This is a genomic window from Aeromicrobium sp. (genome assembly GCF_047606445.1).
GTDB lineage: Bacteria > Actinomycetota > Actinomycetes > Propionibacteriales > Nocardioidaceae > Aeromicrobium.
Genome location: NZ_JASGEK010000023.1, coordinates 1 through 17,420 on the forward strand (window position 1 = coordinate 1; position 17,420 = coordinate 17,420).

The 17,420-nt window shown below is 69.3% G+C and carries 23 protein-coding genes; 17 read left to right on the plus strand and 6 right to left on the minus strand.

All coding sequences use genetic code 11. From position 1 onward, the window contains the following. The first annotated feature begins 79 nt into the window (after positions 1–79). Genes holA through QM621_RS05890 form a run of 4 tightly spaced genes read left to right on the plus strand, consistent with a single transcriptional unit; the run spans position 80 to position 3,905 of the window. The gene (gene holA, locus QM621_RS05875) at positions 80–1,066 is read left to right on the plus strand and encodes a DNA polymerase III subunit delta (RefSeq protein ID WP_414989432.1); all 987 of its coding nucleotides are present in this window, start codon (positions 80–82) and stop codon (positions 1,064–1,066) included. 45 nt (positions 1,067–1,111) lie between these two features. Then, complete coding sequence (locus QM621_RS05880) at positions 1,112–1,858, plus strand: helix-turn-helix domain-containing protein (RefSeq protein ID WP_414989433.1); 747 nt, start codon at positions 1,112–1,114, stop codon at positions 1,856–1,858. Continuing rightward, on the plus strand, positions 1,852–2,718 hold the full coding sequence (locus QM621_RS05885) for a Fic family protein (RefSeq protein ID WP_414989434.1): 867 nt from the start codon (positions 1,852–1,854) through the stop codon (positions 2,716–2,718). The genes QM621_RS05880 and QM621_RS05885 overlap by 7 nt, the downstream gene beginning before the upstream one ends. Positions 2,719–2,762: 44 nt before the next feature. Continuing rightward, on the plus strand, positions 2,763–3,905 hold the full coding sequence (locus QM621_RS05890; protein ID WP_414989435.1) for a heparan-alpha-glucosaminide N-acetyltransferase domain-containing protein: 1,143 nt from the start codon (positions 2,763–2,765) through the stop codon (positions 3,903–3,905). Positions 3,906–3,957: 52 nt separating this feature from the next. On the opposite strand, the gene rpsT is transcribed toward QM621_RS05890, so the two are convergent. Then, positions 3,958–4,218, minus strand: coding sequence for a 30S ribosomal protein S20 (rpsT, locus tag QM621_RS05895; RefSeq protein WP_414989436.1), 261 nt, complete (start codon positions 4,216–4,218; stop codon positions 3,958–3,960). A gap of 132 nt (positions 4,219–4,350) precedes the next feature. Between rpsT and QM621_RS05900 the strand changes: the two genes are divergently transcribed. From QM621_RS05900 to QM621_RS05910, 3 genes are all read left to right on the plus strand, one after another. Then, entirely contained in the window at positions 4,351–4,689 is a 339-nt protein-coding gene (locus tag QM621_RS05900) for a hypothetical protein (RefSeq protein ID WP_414989437.1), read from the plus strand. A 4-nt stretch (positions 4,690–4,693) separates the two neighbouring features. Further along, positions 4,694–6,544, plus strand: a complete 1,851-nt coding sequence (gene lepA, locus QM621_RS05905) for a translation elongation factor 4 (RefSeq protein ID WP_414989438.1) — start codon at positions 4,694–4,696, stop codon at positions 6,542–6,544. A gap of 100 nt (positions 6,545–6,644) precedes the next feature. Then, positions 6,645–8,480 (plus strand): AMP-dependent synthetase/ligase, encoded by a 1,836-nt coding sequence (locus QM621_RS05910; RefSeq protein ID WP_414989439.1) that lies wholly within the window; start codon positions 6,645–6,647, stop codon positions 8,478–8,480. Positions 8,481–8,543: 63 nt separating this feature from the next. On the opposite strand, the gene QM621_RS05915 is transcribed toward QM621_RS05910, so the two are convergent. Continuing rightward, positions 8,544–8,765 carry a hypothetical protein gene (locus QM621_RS05915; RefSeq protein WP_414989440.1) on the minus strand — a complete coding sequence of 74 codons (222 nt, stop codon included), beginning with the start codon at positions 8,763–8,765 and terminating at the stop codon, positions 8,544–8,546. Positions 8,766–8,771: 6 nt separating this feature from the next. Here QM621_RS05915 and QM621_RS05920 point away from each other — a divergent pair, with 6 nt between their 5' ends. From QM621_RS05920 to QM621_RS05940, 5 genes are read left to right on the plus strand one after another with little or no spacing between them, the layout of a single operon-like run. Further along, positions 8,772–9,065 carry a hypothetical protein gene (locus QM621_RS05920; protein ID WP_414989441.1) on the plus strand — a complete coding sequence of 98 codons (294 nt, stop codon included), beginning with the start codon at positions 8,772–8,774 and terminating at the stop codon, positions 9,063–9,065. Then, positions 9,050–10,186 (plus strand): radical SAM family heme chaperone HemW, encoded by a 1,137-nt coding sequence (gene hemW / locus QM621_RS05925; protein WP_414989442.1) that lies wholly within the window; start codon positions 9,050–9,052, stop codon positions 10,184–10,186. Before QM621_RS05920 ends, hemW begins: the two co-directional genes overlap by 16 nt. 54 nt (positions 10,187–10,240) lie before the next feature. Continuing rightward, positions 10,241–10,483, plus strand: coding sequence for a hypothetical protein (locus tag QM621_RS05930; RefSeq protein WP_414989443.1), 243 nt, complete (start codon positions 10,241–10,243; stop codon positions 10,481–10,483). Next, positions 10,480–10,845, plus strand: coding sequence for a type II toxin-antitoxin system VapC family toxin (locus QM621_RS05935; protein ID WP_414989444.1), 366 nt, complete (start codon positions 10,480–10,482; stop codon positions 10,843–10,845). Before QM621_RS05930 ends, QM621_RS05935 begins: the two co-directional genes overlap by 4 nt. 47 nt (positions 10,846–10,892) lie before the next feature. Beyond that, positions 10,893–11,348: a hypothetical protein gene (locus QM621_RS05940; protein ID WP_414989445.1), complete on the plus strand. Its 456-nt coding sequence runs from the start codon at positions 10,893–10,895 to the stop codon at positions 11,346–11,348. A gap of 94 nt (positions 11,349–11,442) precedes the next feature. On the opposite strand, the gene QM621_RS05945 is transcribed toward QM621_RS05940, so the two are convergent. Both QM621_RS05945 and QM621_RS05950 read right to left on the minus strand, forming a co-directional pair. Further along, a complete protein-coding gene (locus QM621_RS05945; protein ID WP_414989446.1) occupies positions 11,443–12,270 on the minus strand; it encodes a DUF3097 domain-containing protein in 828 nt (275 codons plus the stop codon). Continuing rightward, on the minus strand, positions 12,263–12,685 hold the full coding sequence (locus QM621_RS05950) for a hypothetical protein (RefSeq protein WP_414989447.1): 423 nt from the start codon (positions 12,683–12,685) through the stop codon (positions 12,263–12,265). The genes QM621_RS05945 and QM621_RS05950 overlap by 8 nt, the downstream gene beginning before the upstream one ends. Positions 12,686–12,777: 92 nt before the next feature. On the opposite strand from QM621_RS05950, the gene hrcA reads away from it, so the two are divergent. Both hrcA and dnaJ read left to right on the plus strand, forming a co-directional pair. Then, positions 12,778–13,791 carry a heat-inducible transcriptional repressor HrcA gene (gene hrcA, locus QM621_RS05955; protein ID WP_414989448.1) on the plus strand — a complete coding sequence of 338 codons (1,014 nt, stop codon included), beginning with the start codon at positions 12,778–12,780 and terminating at the stop codon, positions 13,789–13,791. A 33-nt stretch (positions 13,792–13,824) separates the two neighbouring features. After that, on the plus strand, positions 13,825–14,970 hold the full coding sequence (dnaJ, locus tag QM621_RS05960) for a molecular chaperone DnaJ (RefSeq protein WP_414989449.1): 1,146 nt from the start codon (positions 13,825–13,827) through the stop codon (positions 14,968–14,970). Between the two features lie 8 nt (positions 14,971–14,978). On the opposite strand, the gene QM621_RS05965 is transcribed toward dnaJ, so the two are convergent. Both QM621_RS05965 and QM621_RS05970 read right to left on the minus strand, forming a co-directional pair. After that, complete coding sequence (locus QM621_RS05965; protein WP_414989450.1) at positions 14,979–15,290, minus strand: hypothetical protein; 312 nt, start codon at positions 15,288–15,290, stop codon at positions 14,979–14,981. After that, positions 15,287–15,511 (minus strand): hypothetical protein, encoded by a 225-nt coding sequence (locus QM621_RS05970; RefSeq protein ID WP_414989451.1) that lies wholly within the window; start codon positions 15,509–15,511, stop codon positions 15,287–15,289. The genes QM621_RS05965 and QM621_RS05970 overlap by 4 nt, the downstream gene beginning before the upstream one ends. Before the next feature lie 190 nt (positions 15,512–15,701). On the opposite strand from QM621_RS05970, the gene QM621_RS05975 reads away from it, so the two are divergent. The 3 genes from QM621_RS05975 to QM621_RS05985 all read left to right on the plus strand — a co-directional run. Beyond that, positions 15,702–16,043: a histidine triad nucleotide-binding protein gene (locus tag QM621_RS05975; protein WP_414989452.1), complete on the plus strand. Its 342-nt coding sequence runs from the start codon at positions 15,702–15,704 to the stop codon at positions 16,041–16,043. A gap of 9 nt (positions 16,044–16,052) precedes the next feature. Beyond that, a complete protein-coding gene (locus QM621_RS05980; RefSeq protein WP_414989453.1) occupies positions 16,053–16,400 on the plus strand; it encodes a hypothetical protein in 348 nt (115 codons plus the stop codon). Between the two features lie 107 nt (positions 16,401–16,507). Further along, on the plus strand, positions 16,508–17,420 hold a 913-nt coding region (locus QM621_RS05985; RefSeq protein WP_414989454.1), incomplete at its 3' end, for a hypothetical protein.

Here is a 17,420-nt window from a genome sequence, read left to right on the forward strand (position 1 = left end):
CCTCGGCCGGGGGGGTTTGCGGGGGGTGGGTTCACCCCCCCCCGGGGGGGGTGGCGCCCCCCGGCTCTAGACTCGGCCCATGGCCTCGCCGTTCGGGAAAGTGCTGCTCATCACTGGCAACAGCGAGTTCCTCGCGGAGCGGGTGCGGCGGCGGGCCGTGGAGGCGGTGCGGGGGCAGGAGGCGGACTGTCAGCTCACGGAGACGGTCGGGTCGCAGCTCGGCGCGGGGGAGTTGCTCGGCTTGACCAGCGCGTCGCTGTTCAGTGCGGCGACGGCGCTCGTCGTCGACGGGATCCACGACCTGGCTGAGCCGGTGCAGGCCGAGCTGCTCGCCTACGCCGCGGAACCCTCGCCCGACGTCGCGATGGTGCTGATCCACGGCGGAGGGCAGAAGGCGCGCGGTCTGCTCGACAAACTCCGCAAACTCCCGGCCGTCCAAGAGGCCAAGCAAGAAGCCCCCAAGTACGAGCGCGACCACATCGGCTGGGTGCGCGGCGAGGTTCAGGCGCTCGGCTCGTCGCTCTCGGAGGAGGCGGCGAGCGTGCTCGTCACCGCCATCGGCCTCGACCTGCGCGCGCTCGCCGGGGCCGCCGACCAACTCGTCAGCTCGGTCCCCGACGGCGGCAGCGTCTCCGCCGACGTCGTGCGCCAGTACTTCGGCGGCCGCGCCGAGGTCAAGGGCTACGAGATCGCCGACGCCGTGCTCGACGGCCGGATCGACGTCGCCGTCGAACGACTCCGCTGGGCGCTGTCGACCAAGGTCGCCCCCGTCGTCATCGTCTCCTCGGTCGCCTCCGGTCTGCGCCAACTTATTCTGCTCGCCACCGCCCCGCCGAATCTGCGCGACGGCGACCTCGCCAAGCACGTCGGCGCGCCGCCGTTCAAGCTCTCGGCCATGCGCCGTCAGGTCCGCCACTGGGACACCGACGGTTTGAAGGAGGCGCTGCAAGTGGTCGCGCAGGCCGACCTCGACGTCAAGGGCGCGGCCGCCGACGCCGCCTACGCCACCGAGCGCATGGTGTTGCGCGTCGCCTCGCTGCAGCGCCGTCCCGCCCGCGGACGATGAGCGCGCCGTTCCATATTTGGAAATAAGTGCGATAACATTCCAAATATGGAACGCATTGGGGTGCTGCTGCGCCAGAGCATCGATCAGTCAGGGTTGAAGGCCGCCGAAGTCGCGCGGCGCGCGAACGTATCGGCCTCGACCGTGTCCAGAATCCTCAATGGTCAGGTCAGCCCTTCGCTCGATACCGTCGAAGAACTCTTCGCCGCGTGTCAACAGCAATTGACCGTGACCGCCCAAGCCCCGAGCGACCCGTCTGCCGCCCTCGCGGCCCGTTGGTTGCTGGACGGGGAGTACGAAGGCGATGATGTCGAAGCCCTCGAAGCGTGGGCCGAGCGACTGGTGCGCTGGAGTGACGATGACCCCGTGGCCATGGTCGAGCTCGCCGCCGAACACAGTGGTGTCATGCGCCGCCCGGATTCGATCTACCTCCGGGGTCACGTCACCATGGGCCGATTGGCCTCGGCCGGGTCCTCATCGGAGCAGCGATGGGCCATCTCCGGGGCAGCCGGAGTCGCCCTACCGGCGTTCCGCGCCGACGTCCCTGCTGTGACGATCCTGTGGTGCGAAGACCCGGCCAAGATGCGGCGACTACTGAATGACCCGCGCATCGCCGAAGCCACCGCGCCGCATCGAGCGACAGTCGTACTGGCCAGCGCGGCGCCAGAACTCTTCTCGGGGTCCTTCGAGCACGACCGGATCTCGTATGCCAGCCCGGTGCAGATCGCCATCGACAGCATCTCCATCGGCGGCCTGACTGGCGATGCCGCGATGAAGGAGATCAGCTCATGGTGAGGAAGCGAAGCACGTGGGCGGTCGGATCCGATCAGTACGTCAAGAAGGCCAACCGCGGCGCCCACGGCGGCGAGTCCCCCGACCTACCGCTGCCCGCAGCCACTGGGGCCGATGAGGAGCGCCACGAGCTGCAGATCGGTGACACCGGGGTGTGCTGGGGTGAAGTGGACTACTCGCCCATCAGCAAATCGGGCCTCGATCGAGCCAGGCGTCGTTTCCGGTCCAGTCTGCCCGACCTCATCTGGAACACGGCCAAGTTGGAGGGCAACAACTTCACTCTTCCGGAGGTCAAGACGCTCCTGGACGGCGTGACCGTCGGCGGTCAGAAAACCGAGGACGAGCAGCAGATCCTCGCCCTCGGCGAGGCTTACAACGCACTCGATGCAATGCTCCGCGACGGGGCTTTCGCTCCCACGAAAGAAGTCTCGGACCGGCTCCACACGATGGTGGCCATCCACGAGGCCATCGAGTCGGGACACTTTCGCGGCGAAGGCCAGGTGACGGGCGGCGGCGCCGTCAACCTGTCTGACGGCGGCTCGGTTCCCGGCCTGGAACACGGTCCCGGAGGAGCGGACCTGCGCGAACGGTTCGATCGACTGTCGGAGCACCTCGGCGAACTCGAAGACCCTCGCGAACGCGCGTTGGTCTACTTCGCGTCGGCGACCCGCTCGCACTTCTACTTCGACGGGAACAAGCGGACGGCCAGGCTGATGATGACGGGCATGCTGATCTCGCACGGGTACGAGTCGGTCAACATCCCTTACGCCCGGCGCCTGGAGTTCAACGACGCCCTCGACGGGTTGTTCGCCGACGACGATGCGACCGAACTCCTCAGGTTCCTGGCGACCTGCGCGGAGTAGCCGCTGGCACAGTGGATTCCGGCGCATGTGAAAGGTGATGACCAGTGTCTGGAACAAGAAGAGCCCGTTCTCGTCTTGGCCGACCGCATACGCCGGGAGCCCGCCTCGTCGCGATCGACCTCGCGCGGGGCGTCGCGCTGCTCGGCATGATGCTCGCCCACCTCGGCCCCGACTGGTGGGGGGACGAACCGCCCCCGGTCAGTGAGTGGCTCGCCTCGGGCCGCGCCGCGCCGCTGTTCGCGCTGCTCGCCGGGCTGAGCGTCGGACTGATGACGCGCTTCTCGCCCGACGGCGTCGGACGGCCCGGCGCGCTGTTGCGCCGGGCCGTCGCGCTCCTCGTCATCGGCCTCGCCCTGGCGGCGCTGCCCGACCTGAGGGTCCTCGTGATCCTGCCCTGCTACGCGCTGCTCATCGCCGCCGCCGTGCCGCTGCGCCGGCTGCCGACGCGGTGGCTCGCCGTGCTCGCAGGAGCGTGGTGCGCGCTCTCGCCGTTCGCCCTCTTCGGGCTGCGGCAGGTCGTCGCCGAGCCACGGTCGGCCGTGATCCAGCCGTCGTGGGCGGGCGGGCTCGCCGAACTGCCCGTCGACGTGCTGCTGTGGGGCGGCTATCCGGCCGTCGTCTGGTTCGGCTACGTGCTGGTCGGCCTCACGCTCTCCCGACTCGACCTCGCCGACCCCGTCGTGGGACGCAAGCTCGCCCTCGGCGGCGCGGCGGTCACCGTCGTCGCGCTGTGGGCCGCGGCGGTCGCGCTCTACCTCGGCGTCTTCGAGGACCGCCTCGGGCCGCCTCGGTTCTCCCAACTGTTCTGGACCTGGACCGCCTACGACCCGCTCGACCCCGTCACCCTGTGGGCCGCCGGACAGCACACCTCGACCCCGCTCAACGTGATCGGCGCGGCCGGCTCGGCGACCATGGCGGTCGGCCTGTGCGTGTGGGTGTGCGGCTCGGCCCGGCTCCGCCGGCTCACCGTGCCGATCCAAGCGGCCGGGGCCATGACGCTGACGCTCTACTGCCTCCACGTCCTCATGGTCTGGAACAACCGCGAGCACGACCTCAGCCTCACCGGCGGCGACTACACCGAGTGGTGGGCCCACGTCGTCCTGCTGGTGTTGTTCGCCTGGGCCTGGCGGCACACCTTCGCCCGCGGCCCTCTGGAGTCGGCGGTGCGGTGGGTGAGCCGGCCGTAGAGACGACTCGACCCCGGCCCGTCGGGCCGGGGTCGAGCAGAAGCGAGAAGGCTCAGAGAGCGGCGGCGCGCTTGGCGATCGACGACTTGCGGTTCGCCGCCTGGTTCTTGTGGATGACGCCCTTGCTGGCCGCCTTGTCGAGCTTGCGGGTGGCCGCCTTGGCCAACTCCTTGGCCTCGTCGGTGTTGCCGGCGTCGACGGCCTCGTCGAAGCGACGGACGGCCGTCTTGAGAGCCGAGCGGACCGACTTGTTGCGCTCACGGGCCGCCTCGTTCTGGCGGTTGCGCTTGATCTGCGACTTGATGTTCGCCACGGGGCGTACCTGTTCCTTACGTTCGAGACACAAAAGAGAAAGCTGAAGAGCGTGCCGGGGCACGCGACGAATCACCTTACCACCGGCGTCCGGCGCCACCCAAATCCAGGCGGGTCACTACGATCGACCCCCATGGAGACTCTTTACACCGTGCTCGTCTGGGTGCACATCGCCTGCTGGGCGGCGGCGCTCTTCGGCTATCTCACCTCGTTGCAGTCTCCGCAGATCACGCCGATGATGTCGCACGGCGTGACGGCCGCCTTCGTGCTCGGCGTGATCCTCGTCGGCATCGCCTCGGCCAGCGACGCCGTCGCCGACCCGAACAACGCCAAGGTCGGCGTCAAACTGCTCATCGCCTTCGTCGCGGTCGGCCTGGCCCACGGCACGCGCAAGCGTCCGGCCCCCAACGTCTTCGCCCACGTCGTCGCCGCGCTGATCCTCGTCAACGTCGGCCTCGCCTACCTCTGGTGACCGAGTGACCACTCCTGCCCCGCAGCCCGGCGCGACGCCGCCGGAACTCCTGCGCAACTTCTGCATCATCGCCCACATCGACCACGGCAAGTCCACGCTCGCCGACCGCATGCTGCAACTGACCGGCGTCGTCGACGAGCGCGCCGCCCGCGCCCAGTACCTCGACCGCATGGACATCGAGCGTGAGCGCGGCATCACGATCAAGAGCCAGGCCGTGCGCATGCCGTTCACCAAGAGCGACGGCGACGACGCGGGCGCCACCTATGTGCTGAACATGATCGACACCCCCGGCCACGTCGACTTCACCTACGAGGTCAGCCGCTCGCTGGAGGCCTGCGAAGGCGCGATCCTGCTGGTCGACGCCGCCCAGGGCATCGAGGCGCAGACGCTCGCCAACCTCTATCTCGCGATGGAGGCCGACCTGCACATCATCCCGGTGCTCAACAAGATCGACCTGCCCGGCGCGCAGCCGGAGAAGTACGCCGAGGAGATCGCCGGCATCATCGGCGGCGACCCCGACGACGTGCTGCGGGTCTCGGCCAAGACCGGCGAGGGCGTCGAGGCGCTGCTCAACCTCATCGTCGACGAGGTGCCGCCGCCGGCCGGCGACGCCGACGGCCCGCCGCGCGCGCTGATCTTCGACTCGGTCTACGACACCTACCGCGGCGTCATCACCTACGTCCGTGTCGTCGACGGCTTGCTCAGCCACCGCGACAAGATCAAGATGATGTCGACCGGCGCGGTCCACGAGATGCTGGAAGTCGGCGTCATCAGCCCCGAGCCGGTCAAGGCCAAGGATCTGGGCGTCGGCGAGGTCGGCTACCTCATCACCGGCGTGAAGGAAGTGCGTCAGAGCCGCGTCGGCGACACCGTCACCGCGGCCGGCAAGCCCGCCACCGAGCCGCTGGGCGGCTATCAGAACCCCAATCCGATGGTGTTCTCCGGCCTGTACCCCATCGACGGCGACGACTTCGCCGACCTGCGCGAGGCGCTGGAGAAGCTCCAGCTCAACGACGCCGCGCTGGTCTACGAGCCGGAGTCGTCGGGCGCGCTCGGCTTCGGCTTCCGCATCGGCTTCCTCGGCCTGCTGCACTTGGAGATCGTGCGCGAGCGGCTGGCCCGCGAGTTCGGCCTCGACCTCATCGCCACCGCGCCCAACGTGGTCTACCGCGTCGAGATGGAGGACGGGTCGACGCGCACGGTGACGAACCCGAGCGAGTACCCGAACAGCGGCAAGATCGCCAAGGTCTTCGAGCCGGTCGTCGCCGCCACGATCCTCGCGCCGAGCGACTACATCGGCACGATCATGGAGCTGTGCCAGGCGCGGCGCGGCCAGCTCGGCGGCATGGACTACCTGTCGGAGGACCGCGTCGAGATCCGCTACACGCTGCCCATGGGCGAGATCATGTTCGACTTCTTCGACGCGCTCAAGAGCCGCACGAAGGGCTACGCCTCGCTCAACTACGAGCTGTCCGGCGAGCAGGCCGCCGACCTCGTCAAGGTCGACATCCTCCTCCAGGGCGAGGTCGTCGACGCCTTCAGCTCGATCGTGCACCGCGACAACGCCTACGCCTACGGGGTCGCGCTGGCGGGCAAGCTCAAGGAGCTCATCCCGCGCCAGCAGTTCGAGGTGCCCATCCAGGCCGCCATCGGCGCGCGGGTCATCGCCCGCGAGAACATCCGCGCGATCCGCAAGGACGTGCTCGCCAAGTGCTACGGCGGCGACATCAGCCGCAAGCGCAAGCTGCTGGAGAAGCAGAAAGAGGGCAAGAAGCGGATGAAGATGGTCGGCCGGGTCGAGGTGCCGCAGGAGGCCTTCATCGCCGCGCTGTCGACCGGCGACGGGCCTTCCTGACCGTTCCCTGAGTTGCCGTCGGCAACGATCGTGACCCGGCGGCAGGGATAGGTTAGGGTGATCTGCACCACGCGCACTAAGCACTGAAACAGAGGTCTGTATGAGTCCCTTGGTCCCCACGCCCGCCCAGCTGGAGATCGTCGAGAACCGCGCGCCCAGCATCGGCCGCCTCTTCCTCGACCGCGTCGCCGACACGCCGAACCGCGAGGCCTACCGCTACCCCGACGCCAACGAGCGGTGGCACTCGCTGTCGTGGTCCGAGGTCGGCGAGCGGGTCGGCAAGATCGCCGCAGGCCTCGTCGCGCTGGGCCTCGACGCCGAGGACCGCGCCGCGGTCGCCTCCGGCACCCGCGTCGAGTGGATCCTCGCCGACCTGGCCGTCAACGTCGCCGGCGGCGCCACCACCACCGTCTACCCGACCACGGTCGCCGACGACGTCGCCTACATCCTGGCCGACTCCGGCAGCAAGGTCGTCTTCGCCGAGGACGACGACCAGATCGCCAAGCTCACCGCGAAGAAGTCCGAGCTGCCCGAGGTCGTCAAGGTCGTCACCTTCGACGGCGCCGCCGACGGCGACTGGGTCATCAGCCTGGCCGACCTCGAGAAGGTCGGCGAGGCCCACCTCAAGGACCACCCCGACGTCGTCGAGGAGCGCGTCGCCGCCACGAGCCCGGAGTCGCTCGCGACCCTCATCTACACCTCCGGCACCACCGGCCGTCCCAAGGGCGTCCGGTTGAGCCACACCGGCTGGGTGTTCGAGGGCGTCGCGGTCCAGGCCCACGGCCTGCTCGGCATCGACGACCTGGAGTACCGCTGGCTGCCGATGGCGCACTCCTTCGGCAAGGTGCTGCAGATGGTCCAGATGCAGCACGGCTTCCCGGCCGCCATCGACGGCCGCGTCACCAAGATCGTCGACAACCTCGCCGTCGTGAAGCCCACCTTCATGGGCGCCGCGCCGCGCATCTTCGAGAAGGCCTACGGCCGCATCATCGGCATGATGGAGGAGGAGGGCGGCGTCAAGCTCAAGCTCTTCCGCTGGGCCGAGAAGGTCGGCCTGGAGCACTCCCGCCTGACCCGCGAGGGCAAGCCGGTGCCGAAGATCCTCGCGATCAAGCACGGCCTGGCCGACAAGGTCATCTTCAGCAAGGTGCGCGACCGTTTCGGCGGCCGCATCCGCTTCTTCATCTCCGGCTCGGCCGCGCTCAGCGCCGACGTCGCCGAGTGGTTCCACTCCGCTGGCGTCGTCATCTTGGAGGGCTACGGCCTCACCGAGACGTCGGCCGGCTCGACGATCAACCACCCCGACCACCTCAAGCTCGGCTCGGTCGGCTTCGCCTTCCCCGGCTCGGAGGTCAAGATCGCCGAGGACGGCGAGGTGCTGATCAAGGGCCCGCACGTCATGCACGGGTACCACAACCTCGACACCGCCACGGCCGAGACGCTCGACGCCGACGGCTGGCTGCACACCGGTGACGAGGGCCGTATCGACGCCGACGGCTTCCTGTTCATCACCGGCCGCAAGAAGGAGCTCTTCAAGACCTCCGGCGGCAAGTACGTGGCCCCGCCGCACATCGAGGGCATGTTCAAGGGCATCTGCCCGCTGGCGAGCCAGATGCTGGTGCACGGCCCCGGCCGCAACTTCGTCAGCGCGCTCATCACCCTCGACCCCGACGCGGTCGCGCTGTGGGCCGAGAACCACGGCCAGCAGGGCAAGTCCTACACCGAGATCGTGACGTCGCCGGAGATGCAGAAGGTCGTCGCCGAGTACGTCGACCAGCTCAACGCCAAGCTGAACCGCTGGGAGACGATCAAGAAGTGGGCGGTCCTGCCCGACGACCTGACCGTCGAGGCGGGCGATCTGACGCCGAGCCTCAAGGTCAAGCGCAAGGTCGTCGAGGACAAGCACGCCGATCTGCTCGACAGCTTCTACAGCTGACCGTCTGAACGGAGAAGGGGCCGCCGCCGGGAAACCGGCGGCGGCCCCTTCGTCGTCGGTGGGTCAGCCGTTGGCGATGAGGGCGACGACGATCAGGAATCCGAAGGCCAGGACGTTGACGCCGGCCGTGGCGAGCCAGGCGAGCGGCGCGGACTTCACCGAACGGAAGATCTTCAGGTTGGCCTTCGTGCCGAGGATCGCGGGGATCAGGTCGACGAGGCAGAGGACGAGCAGTCCGAGCGGCAGGAGCGCCCAGAACTTCTGCGGCGTGGGCAGCGGCGGCACGGCCCGGTGCTCGACGCCGTCGATGACGATGTACGGGACGTCGATCCCGAGCGCGACGTTCTTGAGGTGGGCGTCGACCTCGACGCCGTCGTCGCGACGCAGCTTGTACGGCGCGCGGCCCCAACCGCGCTGCGCGTGCTTGCCGTCGACGAGCAGGCGGGCGCCGAGGAACAGCGGGACCTTCAGCTCGAGGCGCTGATTCTCAAATCCGGGGGGTCAGTGTGTAGCGGGACAACGTGTTCTCCGATTCAGAGGGACAAAGGGTTTCAGCATAGGGTGGCGGGGTGGCCGCTGACCTGACGACCCCCGCGCGGCCGGCGTTCGGCGTGTACGTGCACGTCCCGTTCTGCACGGTGCGGTGCGGGTACTGCGACTTCAACACCTACACCGCCGACGAGTTGGGGGAGGGGGCCACGCGCGCGTCCTACGCCGACTCGGCGGTCGCGGAGATCCGGCGGGCGGCCGAGCGGACCGGGCCGCGTGAGGTGGCGACGGTGTTCTTCGGAGGAGGGACGCCGACGCAGCTGGCCGCCGCCGACCTCGTGCGGATCCTCGGCGTGCTCGACGAGGCGTGGGGGCTCGCGCCGGACGTCGAGGTGACGACGGAGGCCAATCCCGACAGCGTCGGCCTCGCCTCCCTGACGACCTTGCGCGAGGGCGGCTTCAACCGGATCTCCTTCGGCGTGCAGTCGGCCGTGCCGCATGTGCTGCGGGCGCTCGACCGCACCCACGACCCCGAGCGGGTGCCGGGCGCGGTGCGCTGGGCGCGCGAGGCCGGGTTCGAGCAGGTCAGCGTCGACCTCATCTACGGGTCGCCGACCGAGACGATGGACGACTGGCGGCGCACGGTCGAGTACGCGATCGGCCTGGAGCCGGACCATGTCAGCGCCTACGCGCTCATCGTCGAGGAGGGGACGGCGTTCGCGCGCAAAGTGAAGCGGGGCGAGGTGGTCATGCCCGACGACGACGAGACGGCCGACAAGTACCTGCTCGCCGACGAGTTGTTCGAGGCGGCGGGTCTGGGGTGGTACGAGCTGTCGAACTGGGCGACCAGCGAGGCCGCGCAGTGCCGCCACAACGTGCTCTACTGGACCGGCGGCGAGTGGTGGGGCGTCGGTCCGGGCGCGCACTCCTACCTCGACGGCCGCCGCTGGTGGAACGTCAAACACCCGGCCGCCTACGCGCGGCGGCTCGCGGCGGGCGAGCCGGTGGAGGCCGGCGGCGAGGACATCGACGCCGCGACGGCGCGGCTGGAGGACGTCATGCTGCGCACTCGGCTGCGGTCCGGTATCGAGACGTCGCTGCTGCGGAACGTCCGGCAGCTGACCGCCGACGGTCTGATCGAGGTCGCGGCCGGTCGTGCCGTCCTCACCCGCCCCGGCCGCCTCCTCGCCGACCACGTCATCCGCCTGGCCACTTGAGCCGTGGGCGCATGAAGGGTGGTGTCGTCGTGCGACGCGAGGTACCTTCGATCCATGAGCGCGACGTATCAAGCGATGATGGGCGACCATGGGGACATGGTGATCCCAGCGGAACTGCGCGAGCGTGCGGGTTTGGTTCCAGGCGCGGGTGTCACGATGGTGGAGACGGACCAGGGGATCGTCCTGCTGACACGTGATCAGTTGAAGCAGTGGGTGCGACGTGACCTCGCAGGTCTCGATCTGGTGGAAGAACTGCTCGCTGATCGGCGTGACGCGGCCGCCGTCGACGCGGCATGAACGTCTTCGACGCTTCGGCGTTACTCGCCTTCTTACAAGGAGAACCAGGGGCGGACAGCGTCGAAGGAGCACTCGAGCGTGGCGGTGTCTGTAGTGCTGCCAACTGGTCGGAGGTCGCGCAGAAGATCGTCGCTCGAGGCCGTCGGTGGGATCTCGCGAGGTCGTTGCTGTTGTCGTTCGATCTTCGAATCGAGCCAGTGACGGTCGAAGACGCTGAAGGCGCCGCCCGCAGGTGGTCTGCCCAACGCCATCTGTCGTTGGGTGACCGACTTTGTCTCGCTCTGGGCGACCGTCTCAGTGGCGTGGTTTGGACTGCTGACGCCGCGTGGGGTCAGGCGGAGCGAGTCCGTCAGATCCGTTGATCATCACGAGCGGGGCGTCGCTTCGCTCGTCAGCATAAGGAGGGAGCATGGCTGGGAAGAACGACGCCGAGGGGAGTTTCTCCGCGCAGGAGAAGGCGGCGATGAAGGAGCGGGCCGCGGAGCTGCGGGCCGAGGCCAAACGGGCCAAGGGCGCGGAGAAGGCGGCCGCCGAGAAGGCCGAGCTGCTCGCCAAGATCGCGAGCATGCCCGACAGCGACCGGGAGATGGCCGAGCGGGTGCACGAGATCGTCACGACCGTCGCGCCGGACCTCGCCCCGAAGCTGTACTACGGCCAGCCCGGCTACGCGCGCGGGGGCAAGGTCGTGGTGTTCTTCCGCAGCGGTCAGATGGACAAAGAGCGCTACTCGACCTTCGGGGTCAGCAACCAGGCCGCGCTCGACGACAGCGGCTTCTGGCCGACCTCCTTCGCGCTGACCGACCCGACCGAGCAGGCGTGGGAACAGCTCGCCGACATCGTCCGCCGCGCCGCCGCCACCGACTGACCGACCGGGCGTACGCGAGTCCCAGATTTGCTGGGTTATCCACCCTTTTGACGTCGGGAAAGGGTGGATAACCCAGCAAATCTGGTGAGGGACGCTAGGCCGTGACGAAGTCGATGAGCTCTTCGACGCGGCCGAGGAAGGACGGCTCGAGGTCGGTCCAGGTGGAGACGGAGCCGAGGACGCGCTTCCAGGCGCGGGCGATGTCGGCCTGGTCGCGGTGGGGCCAGCCGAGGGCCTCGCAGATCCCGTGCTTCCAGTCGGTGCCGCGCGGGATCACCGGCCACTCGGTCAGGCCGAGGCGCTGCGGCTTGACGGTCTGCCAGACGTCGACGTACGGATGCCCGACGACGAGCACGTGCGGCTCCTTCGACAGCGTCCGCGCGATGCGCCACTCCTTCGAACCGGTCACCATATGGTCGACCAGCACGCCGAGCCGGCGGCCCGGGCCGGGGTCGAAGGCGTCGACCTCGGCCTTCAAGTCGTCGACGCCGCCGAGGAACTCCACCGCGACCCCGACGTGGCGCAGGTCGTCGCCCCACACCTTCTCGACCAGCTCGGCGTCGTGGCGGCCCTCGACCCAGATCCGGCTCGGCAGCGCTGTCTTCGCCCGTTCGCGCGGCCCGGCCACCGACCCCGACGCGGTGCGTTTCGGGCCGGAGGCGGCTGCGGCGGGCGGCTTCAACGCGACCGGTTTGCCGTCGATCCAATAGCCGGGGCCGAAGGGAAAACTGCGCCGTTTCATGCGGCGGTCCTCCAAGACCACCATGCCCGTCTGGGCGTCGATCACGACGATCTCGCCGCAGAAGCCGCTCGTGACGTCTTCCACGACGAGGCCCAGCTCGACCGGCACGTCGGTCGAGCGTCCGCGCGGCGGCGTGCGCCAATCGCCCGACAACACGTCGGGGCCGTAACGGTCAGCCATCGATCCGCTCGGCGATCCGGTGGACGAAGGACTCCAGCTCGTCGCGGGTCAGCTCGCCGCTCGTGGTGAGCACGCGCGTGGTCGGGCGGACCAGCTGCAGCACGTGGGTCAGCGCCTCCGGCCAGGACGCGGGGACCGGCCCGTCAGCCTCCTCGCCGAGGTCGCCGATCAGCACCGCGTCGGCGTCGGGCACGACGACCACCAGCTCGCCGCCGCTCGGGCCGGCTCCGAGGTGTACGACCTCCACGAACCGGGCGCCCAGGTCGACCGCCCACACCGAGTTCAGCGTGCCGCCGCGCGAGGCGTGCGCGACCCAGCCGCCGTCCGACAGCGTCACCTGACGAGGCCGATAGGTCAGGTCGCGGTCGTCTCCCTCGACCACGACCGCGTCGTCGGTGCGTCTGATCTGCCTCATGGCCTCACTCTCCCGGGTATAGACTGGCACACGCGCACCGAGAGTGCTAATGCGCTGGCAGACGGCGCGTGACGTGTCGCTGAGGAGGTCCGATGTCCGACGACCGTCGTCTCGACGTCCTGCGGGCCATCGTCGAGGACTACGTCGCCACCCAGGAGCCGGTCGGCTCGCGCGCCCTCGTCGAGCGCCACCACCTCGGCGTCTCCCCGGCGACCATCCGCAACGACATGGCCGCGCTGGAGGACGAGGGCTACCTCACCCAGCCGCACACCTCGGCCGGCCGCATCCCCACCGACAAGGGTTACCGGATGTTCGTCGACCGGCTGGCCACCGTCAAGGCGCTGTCGGGCGGCGAGCGGCGCGCCATCGAACGCTTCCTGTCGGAGTCGGTCGACCTCGACGACATCGTGCGGCGCAGCGTGCGGGTGCTCGCCCAGCTGACCAACCAGGTCGCCGTCGTGCAGTACCCGAGCCTGACCCGTTCGACGGTGCGGCACATCGAGTTCGTGCCGACGGGCGGCGACCGCCTGCTGATCGTCGTCATCACCAGCTCCGGCCGGGTCGAGCAGCGCACGATGGAGCTGCCCGGCCCGATGGGCGACCACCTGCTCGCCGACCTGCGCGCGCGGCTCCTGCCCGCAGTGCTCGGCGAACGGCTCACCGAGGCCGCCGCGAAGGTCGCCGACCTCATCGAGACCTTCGACCCCGCCGACCAGCCGATCGCCGCCGCCGTCGTCGCGACCGTCACTCAGACGTTCTCCGACGAGCGCTCCGACGAGCGGATCATGGTCGGCGGCACCTCCAACCTCGCCCGCTTCGGCGCCGACTTCGACACCACGATCCGGCCCGTGTTGGAGGCGTTGGAGGAGCAGGTGGTGTTGTTGAAGCTGCTCGGCGAGGCCTCCGGCGGCGTGACGGTGCGCATCGGCGGCGAGACCGGCGTCAACACCCTCACCGGCACGGCCGTGGTCGCCTCGGCCTACGGTGGAGACGGCAGCGGAGCGCAGCTCGGCACCGTCGGCCCGACCCGCATGGACTACCCCGGCACGATGGCGGCGGTCGCGGCGGTGGCCCGATACGTGGGCCGCATGCTCGACGACGCCTGAACATTTCCCGACAGCATCCCTGGAGAAGACGAGATGGCCTCCGACTATTACGCGGTCCTCGGCGTGCAGCGCACGGCGACGCCCGAGGAGATCAAGAAGGCGTACCGCAAGCTGGCCCGTCAGCTGCACCCCGACGTGAACGACGCGCCGGACGCCTCCGACCGCTTCAAGGAGGTCACCACCGCCTACGAGGTGCTGTCGGACCCGCAGAAGCGGCAGATGTTCGACCGCGGCGGCGACCCGCTGAGCAGCGGCGGGGGTCGGGGCGGCGGTCCGGGCGGCTTCAACTTCGACGACATCATGGACGCCTTCTTCGGCCAGTCCCAGCAGCGCGGCCCGCGCTCGCGGGTGCAGCGCGGGCAGGACGCCCTGCTGCGCGTGGAGGTCGAGCTGGCCGAGGCCGTCTACGGCGTCACGCGGGAGTTGAAGGTCGACACCGCGGTGGTCTGCGACGTCTGCGCCGGCAGGGGCTCGGACGACGGCGCCCCGCCCGCGCCGTGCGGCACCTGCCACGGCCAGGGTGCGATCCAGCATGTGCAGCGCTCGCTGCTCGGCGACATCCGCACGGCCCGACCCTGTCCGACCTGTCACGGCTTCGGCAGCGTCATCACCGACCCGTGCCGCTCGTGCGACGGCGAGGGACGGGTGCGCGCGCGCCGCAGCCTCACCCTGCCGATCCCGCCGGGCGTCGACCACGGCACGCGCGTCCAGCTGTCGGGCGAGGGCGAGGTGGGTCCGGGCGGCGGACGTCCGGGCGACCTGTACGTCGAGATCCGGGTGCGCCGCCACCCGGTCTACACGCGCGCCGGCGACCATCTGGAGTGCCAGGTGACGTTGCCGATGACCGCCGCGGCGCTCGGCACCACGCTCGACATCCCGGCGTTGCGCGGCGACTTGGAGGGCGAGTCGGACGCGCCGCCGGTGACGGTCGACGTCGAGCCGGGCACGCAGTCGGGCGACGTGGTGAGCGTGCGCGGCGAGGGCGCGCCCCGGCTGCGCGGCGCCGGGTCGGGCGACTTGCGGGTGACGGTCGTGGTGGAGACGCCGACCGACCTCGACGACGCGCAGCGCGCGCTGTTGCAGCAGCTCGCCGCGACCCGTCACGAGGACCAGCCCGAGGCCCGTCTCGGCTCCACCCCGCGCAGCGTCTTCGGCCGCATCAAGGACGCCTTCCGCTGAGTCAGGCGTCAGGAAACTCGCGTGAGCATCTCGGGAGCGAGCGTGTGGCGCAGCACCGCTTCGAGCTTCGCCGCCAACTCGTCGCGCTCGCCCGCGCCGAGCGCGTCGAGCAGAATGCCGCGGGCGTAGGCCGATGTGGGCTGTCCGGCCGCTTCGGCGCGGGCGGCCAGTTCTGCGAGCTGTTCGGCGGTGAGGCGCACCGAGAGCACGGCCGGGGTGGCGGCGCCGACGCGACGCTGGCCGCGAATCTTCCCGGGTCCGCTTGAGTGGTTCTCGGCGTCACTCGCCGCTTGTTCGATCATTTCGGTGATGTCGCTCATGATTCGTCCTCGGTGTAGCTGTCGTGGTCGGCTTGGTTGGAACGGAACGCGGTGGCGCCCCAGAGGCGTCCGGTGTCGTCACGCACGGTGATGACCGTGATGAGGAGCCCCGCGCCGTCAGACCAACCGATGCGCCGCATGCCCTTCCCTGTGGCGGACGCGTAGTCCGGGATGAAATCGACGGCCATCGGATCGGCGTACGCCTCGTTGGCCCACTCCACAGGGATGTCCGTCTCGGCGGAGCCCTTGCGTTCTGCGCGTGACTCGATGTGTTGTCGTCGGTGTGTCCGATCAGGTGATTCCCCCACGTTTACGAGTCTACTACCGGCGGGTGGGCGATCGAGGCTCATGAGTGAACTGTGTGACGGGGCGCGGGCTGGCTCAGACCTCCAGATGCGGTAGAACAGGCTCATGAGCACTGACTGCCTGTTCTGCTCGATCGTGGCGGGGGACATTCCCGCCGAGGTCGTGAGCGAGACCGAGCACACGATCGCCTTCCGCGACATCGCCCCGCAGGCGCCGACGCACGTGCTGGTCATCCCGCGTCGCCATGAGCCCGACGTGGCGAGCCTCGCCGAGGCGGACCCGGAGGCGACGGTGGACCTGATCCGGCACACCAAGAAGGTGGCCGACGAGCAGGGGACCGGCTCCTACCGCCTGGTGTTCAACACCGGCGCCGACGCCTTCCAGACGGTCTTCCACTGCCACGGGCACGTGCTGTCGGGGCGGCAGCTCACCTGGCCGCCGGGCTAAACTGCGCGAATGGTGAAGATCCCCACGCCCGTTCCGCTGCCCGACGTCCCCGTGCCGGAGCCGGAGACGGTCGTGTTGGTCGTGCGGGTCACCTGGGTGGCCGGCAAGGCCGTCGTGACGCACGCGGACCTCTCGCAGGTGCGCCACCTGCCCTATGTGCTGACCCATCTCGACGACGCGGTCGTGGTCGCCGACGCGCTGGCCAACCCGGTCGAGACCACGGTGCGCATGCCGATCACGGTGACCAAGCTCGGCGTCCGCGGCGCGGTCGCGACCCCCGGCGTCGCCTTCCGGCTCGGTCGTAGCGGCGTCGCGGTGCCGGTCAAGCTGCTGCGCCGCGCCGTCCCGCGCTCCTGAGTCCTCGCGCTGTTCGCCGGGGATTTGACGGGGGGGGGTCTGCTTCTAGGCTGCGGAGCGTGGCGTCGGCTGTGTCGCCGCTTTCTCCTGCCCGTGAATGAGGAACAGTGCCCACGTCTCGAACACGCCGTCTCGCCCCTCTGAGTCTCGCGGTCGCGCTGGTCGGCGCGTCGCTCGTCATGGTGGTCGGAGCCGCCGTGGCTCCGGCCGCTGCCGTGGCCGGAAACCCGGGAACTCCGTCGGCGCCGACCCTGGTGTGGAATGAGGATTTCGAGAACGGCCTGGATGACGGCGAGATCGCCACGCTCACCGGCGCCACCAGCAGCGGCGGTGTCACGACCGAGCAGTATCGGAGCGCTTTCCAGGTGGGCGAGCCGCCGGCGCCCCTGACCTACACCTCTTCGGTTTACTGGGCGTCGACGAACCAGGGTAACGGCATCGTCCTCGACTACCTGACCGAGAACGCCACCTTGAGCGGTGTCGGCGTGCCGGGGTCAGGGCCGGGCGTCCTCAGAAACCTCGCGTTGAGGCTTGGCACCCTCCGTACGCCTGGGGACGAAACTGCGGCCCAGAAGAATCATGCGGTCGCCGCCTACAGCAATAGCGGCAGCCCTGGTGCCAACAGCATTCAGTTCGAGACGGAGGAGCTCATTCCGCTCACGCAGCAGAACCGGTTCTTGACCTTCTCGGCCGATGTGGCGGCGGCGAACTGCAACACCCACAATGATCCGTATCGCAACTACTACTTCCTCGACGAGGCCGGCAGTGAGTACAAGCTCAACGACGCGGTGTTGAACGCCTGCAACACGGGCGAGACGACGCAGGTGCGGGCGTCGACGGTCGTCGGCACACGGGCGATGCTGTTGACGGGTGGTTCGGTCGGGTTGCGTATCCGGAATGTTCAGGACACGTCGTCGGGTAATGACGCGGCGTTCGACAATATCGAGATTTTGGATGTGACGCCGCAGTTGGACAAGGAGTTCGTGTCGGGTAGTGGTGTTCCGGGGACGGAGGCGCGGC

Excerpts from the sequence above, each read along its gene's own strand:
- holA (WP_414989432.1), top strand. The coding sequence starts at position 80 with ATGGCCTCGCCGTTCGGGAAAGTGCTGCTCATCACTGGCAACAGCGAG.
- QM621_RS05880 (WP_414989433.1), top strand. The coding sequence starts at position 1,112 with ATGGAACGCATTGGGGTGCTGCTGCGCCAGAGCATCGATCAGTCAGGG.
- QM621_RS05885 (WP_414989434.1), top strand. The coding sequence starts at position 1,852 with ATGGTGAGGAAGCGAAGCACGTGGGCGGTCGGATCCGATCAGTACGTC.
- QM621_RS05900 (WP_414989437.1), top strand. The coding sequence starts at position 4,351 with ATGGAGACTCTTTACACCGTGCTCGTCTGGGTGCACATCGCCTGCTGG.
- QM621_RS05910 (WP_414989439.1), top strand. The coding sequence starts at position 6,645 with ATGAGTCCCTTGGTCCCCACGCCCGCCCAGCTGGAGATCGTCGAGAAC.
- QM621_RS05930 (WP_414989443.1), top strand. The coding sequence starts at position 10,241 with ATGAGCGCGACGTATCAAGCGATGATGGGCGACCATGGGGACATGGTG.
- QM621_RS05935 (WP_414989444.1), top strand. The coding sequence starts at position 10,480 with ATGAACGTCTTCGACGCTTCGGCGTTACTCGCCTTCTTACAAGGAGAA.
- QM621_RS05940 (WP_414989445.1), top strand. The coding sequence starts at position 10,893 with ATGGCTGGGAAGAACGACGCCGAGGGGAGTTTCTCCGCGCAGGAGAAG.
- QM621_RS05945 (WP_414989446.1), bottom strand. The coding sequence starts at position 12,270 with ATGGCTGACCGTTACGGCCCCGACGTGTTGTCGGGCGATTGGCGCACG.
- QM621_RS05950 (WP_414989447.1), bottom strand. The coding sequence starts at position 12,685 with ATGAGGCAGATCAGACGCACCGACGACGCGGTCGTGGTCGAGGGAGAC.
- hrcA (WP_414989448.1), top strand. The coding sequence starts at position 12,778 with ATGTCCGACGACCGTCGTCTCGACGTCCTGCGGGCCATCGTCGAGGAC.
- dnaJ (WP_414989449.1), top strand. The coding sequence starts at position 13,825 with ATGGCCTCCGACTATTACGCGGTCCTCGGCGTGCAGCGCACGGCGACG.
- QM621_RS05965 (WP_414989450.1), bottom strand. The coding sequence starts at position 15,290 with ATGAGCGACATCACCGAAATGATCGAACAAGCGGCGAGTGACGCCGAG.
- QM621_RS05975 (WP_414989452.1), top strand. The coding sequence starts at position 15,702 with ATGAGCACTGACTGCCTGTTCTGCTCGATCGTGGCGGGGGACATTCCC.
- QM621_RS05980 (WP_414989453.1), top strand. The coding sequence starts at position 16,053 with ATGGTGAAGATCCCCACGCCCGTTCCGCTGCCCGACGTCCCCGTGCCG.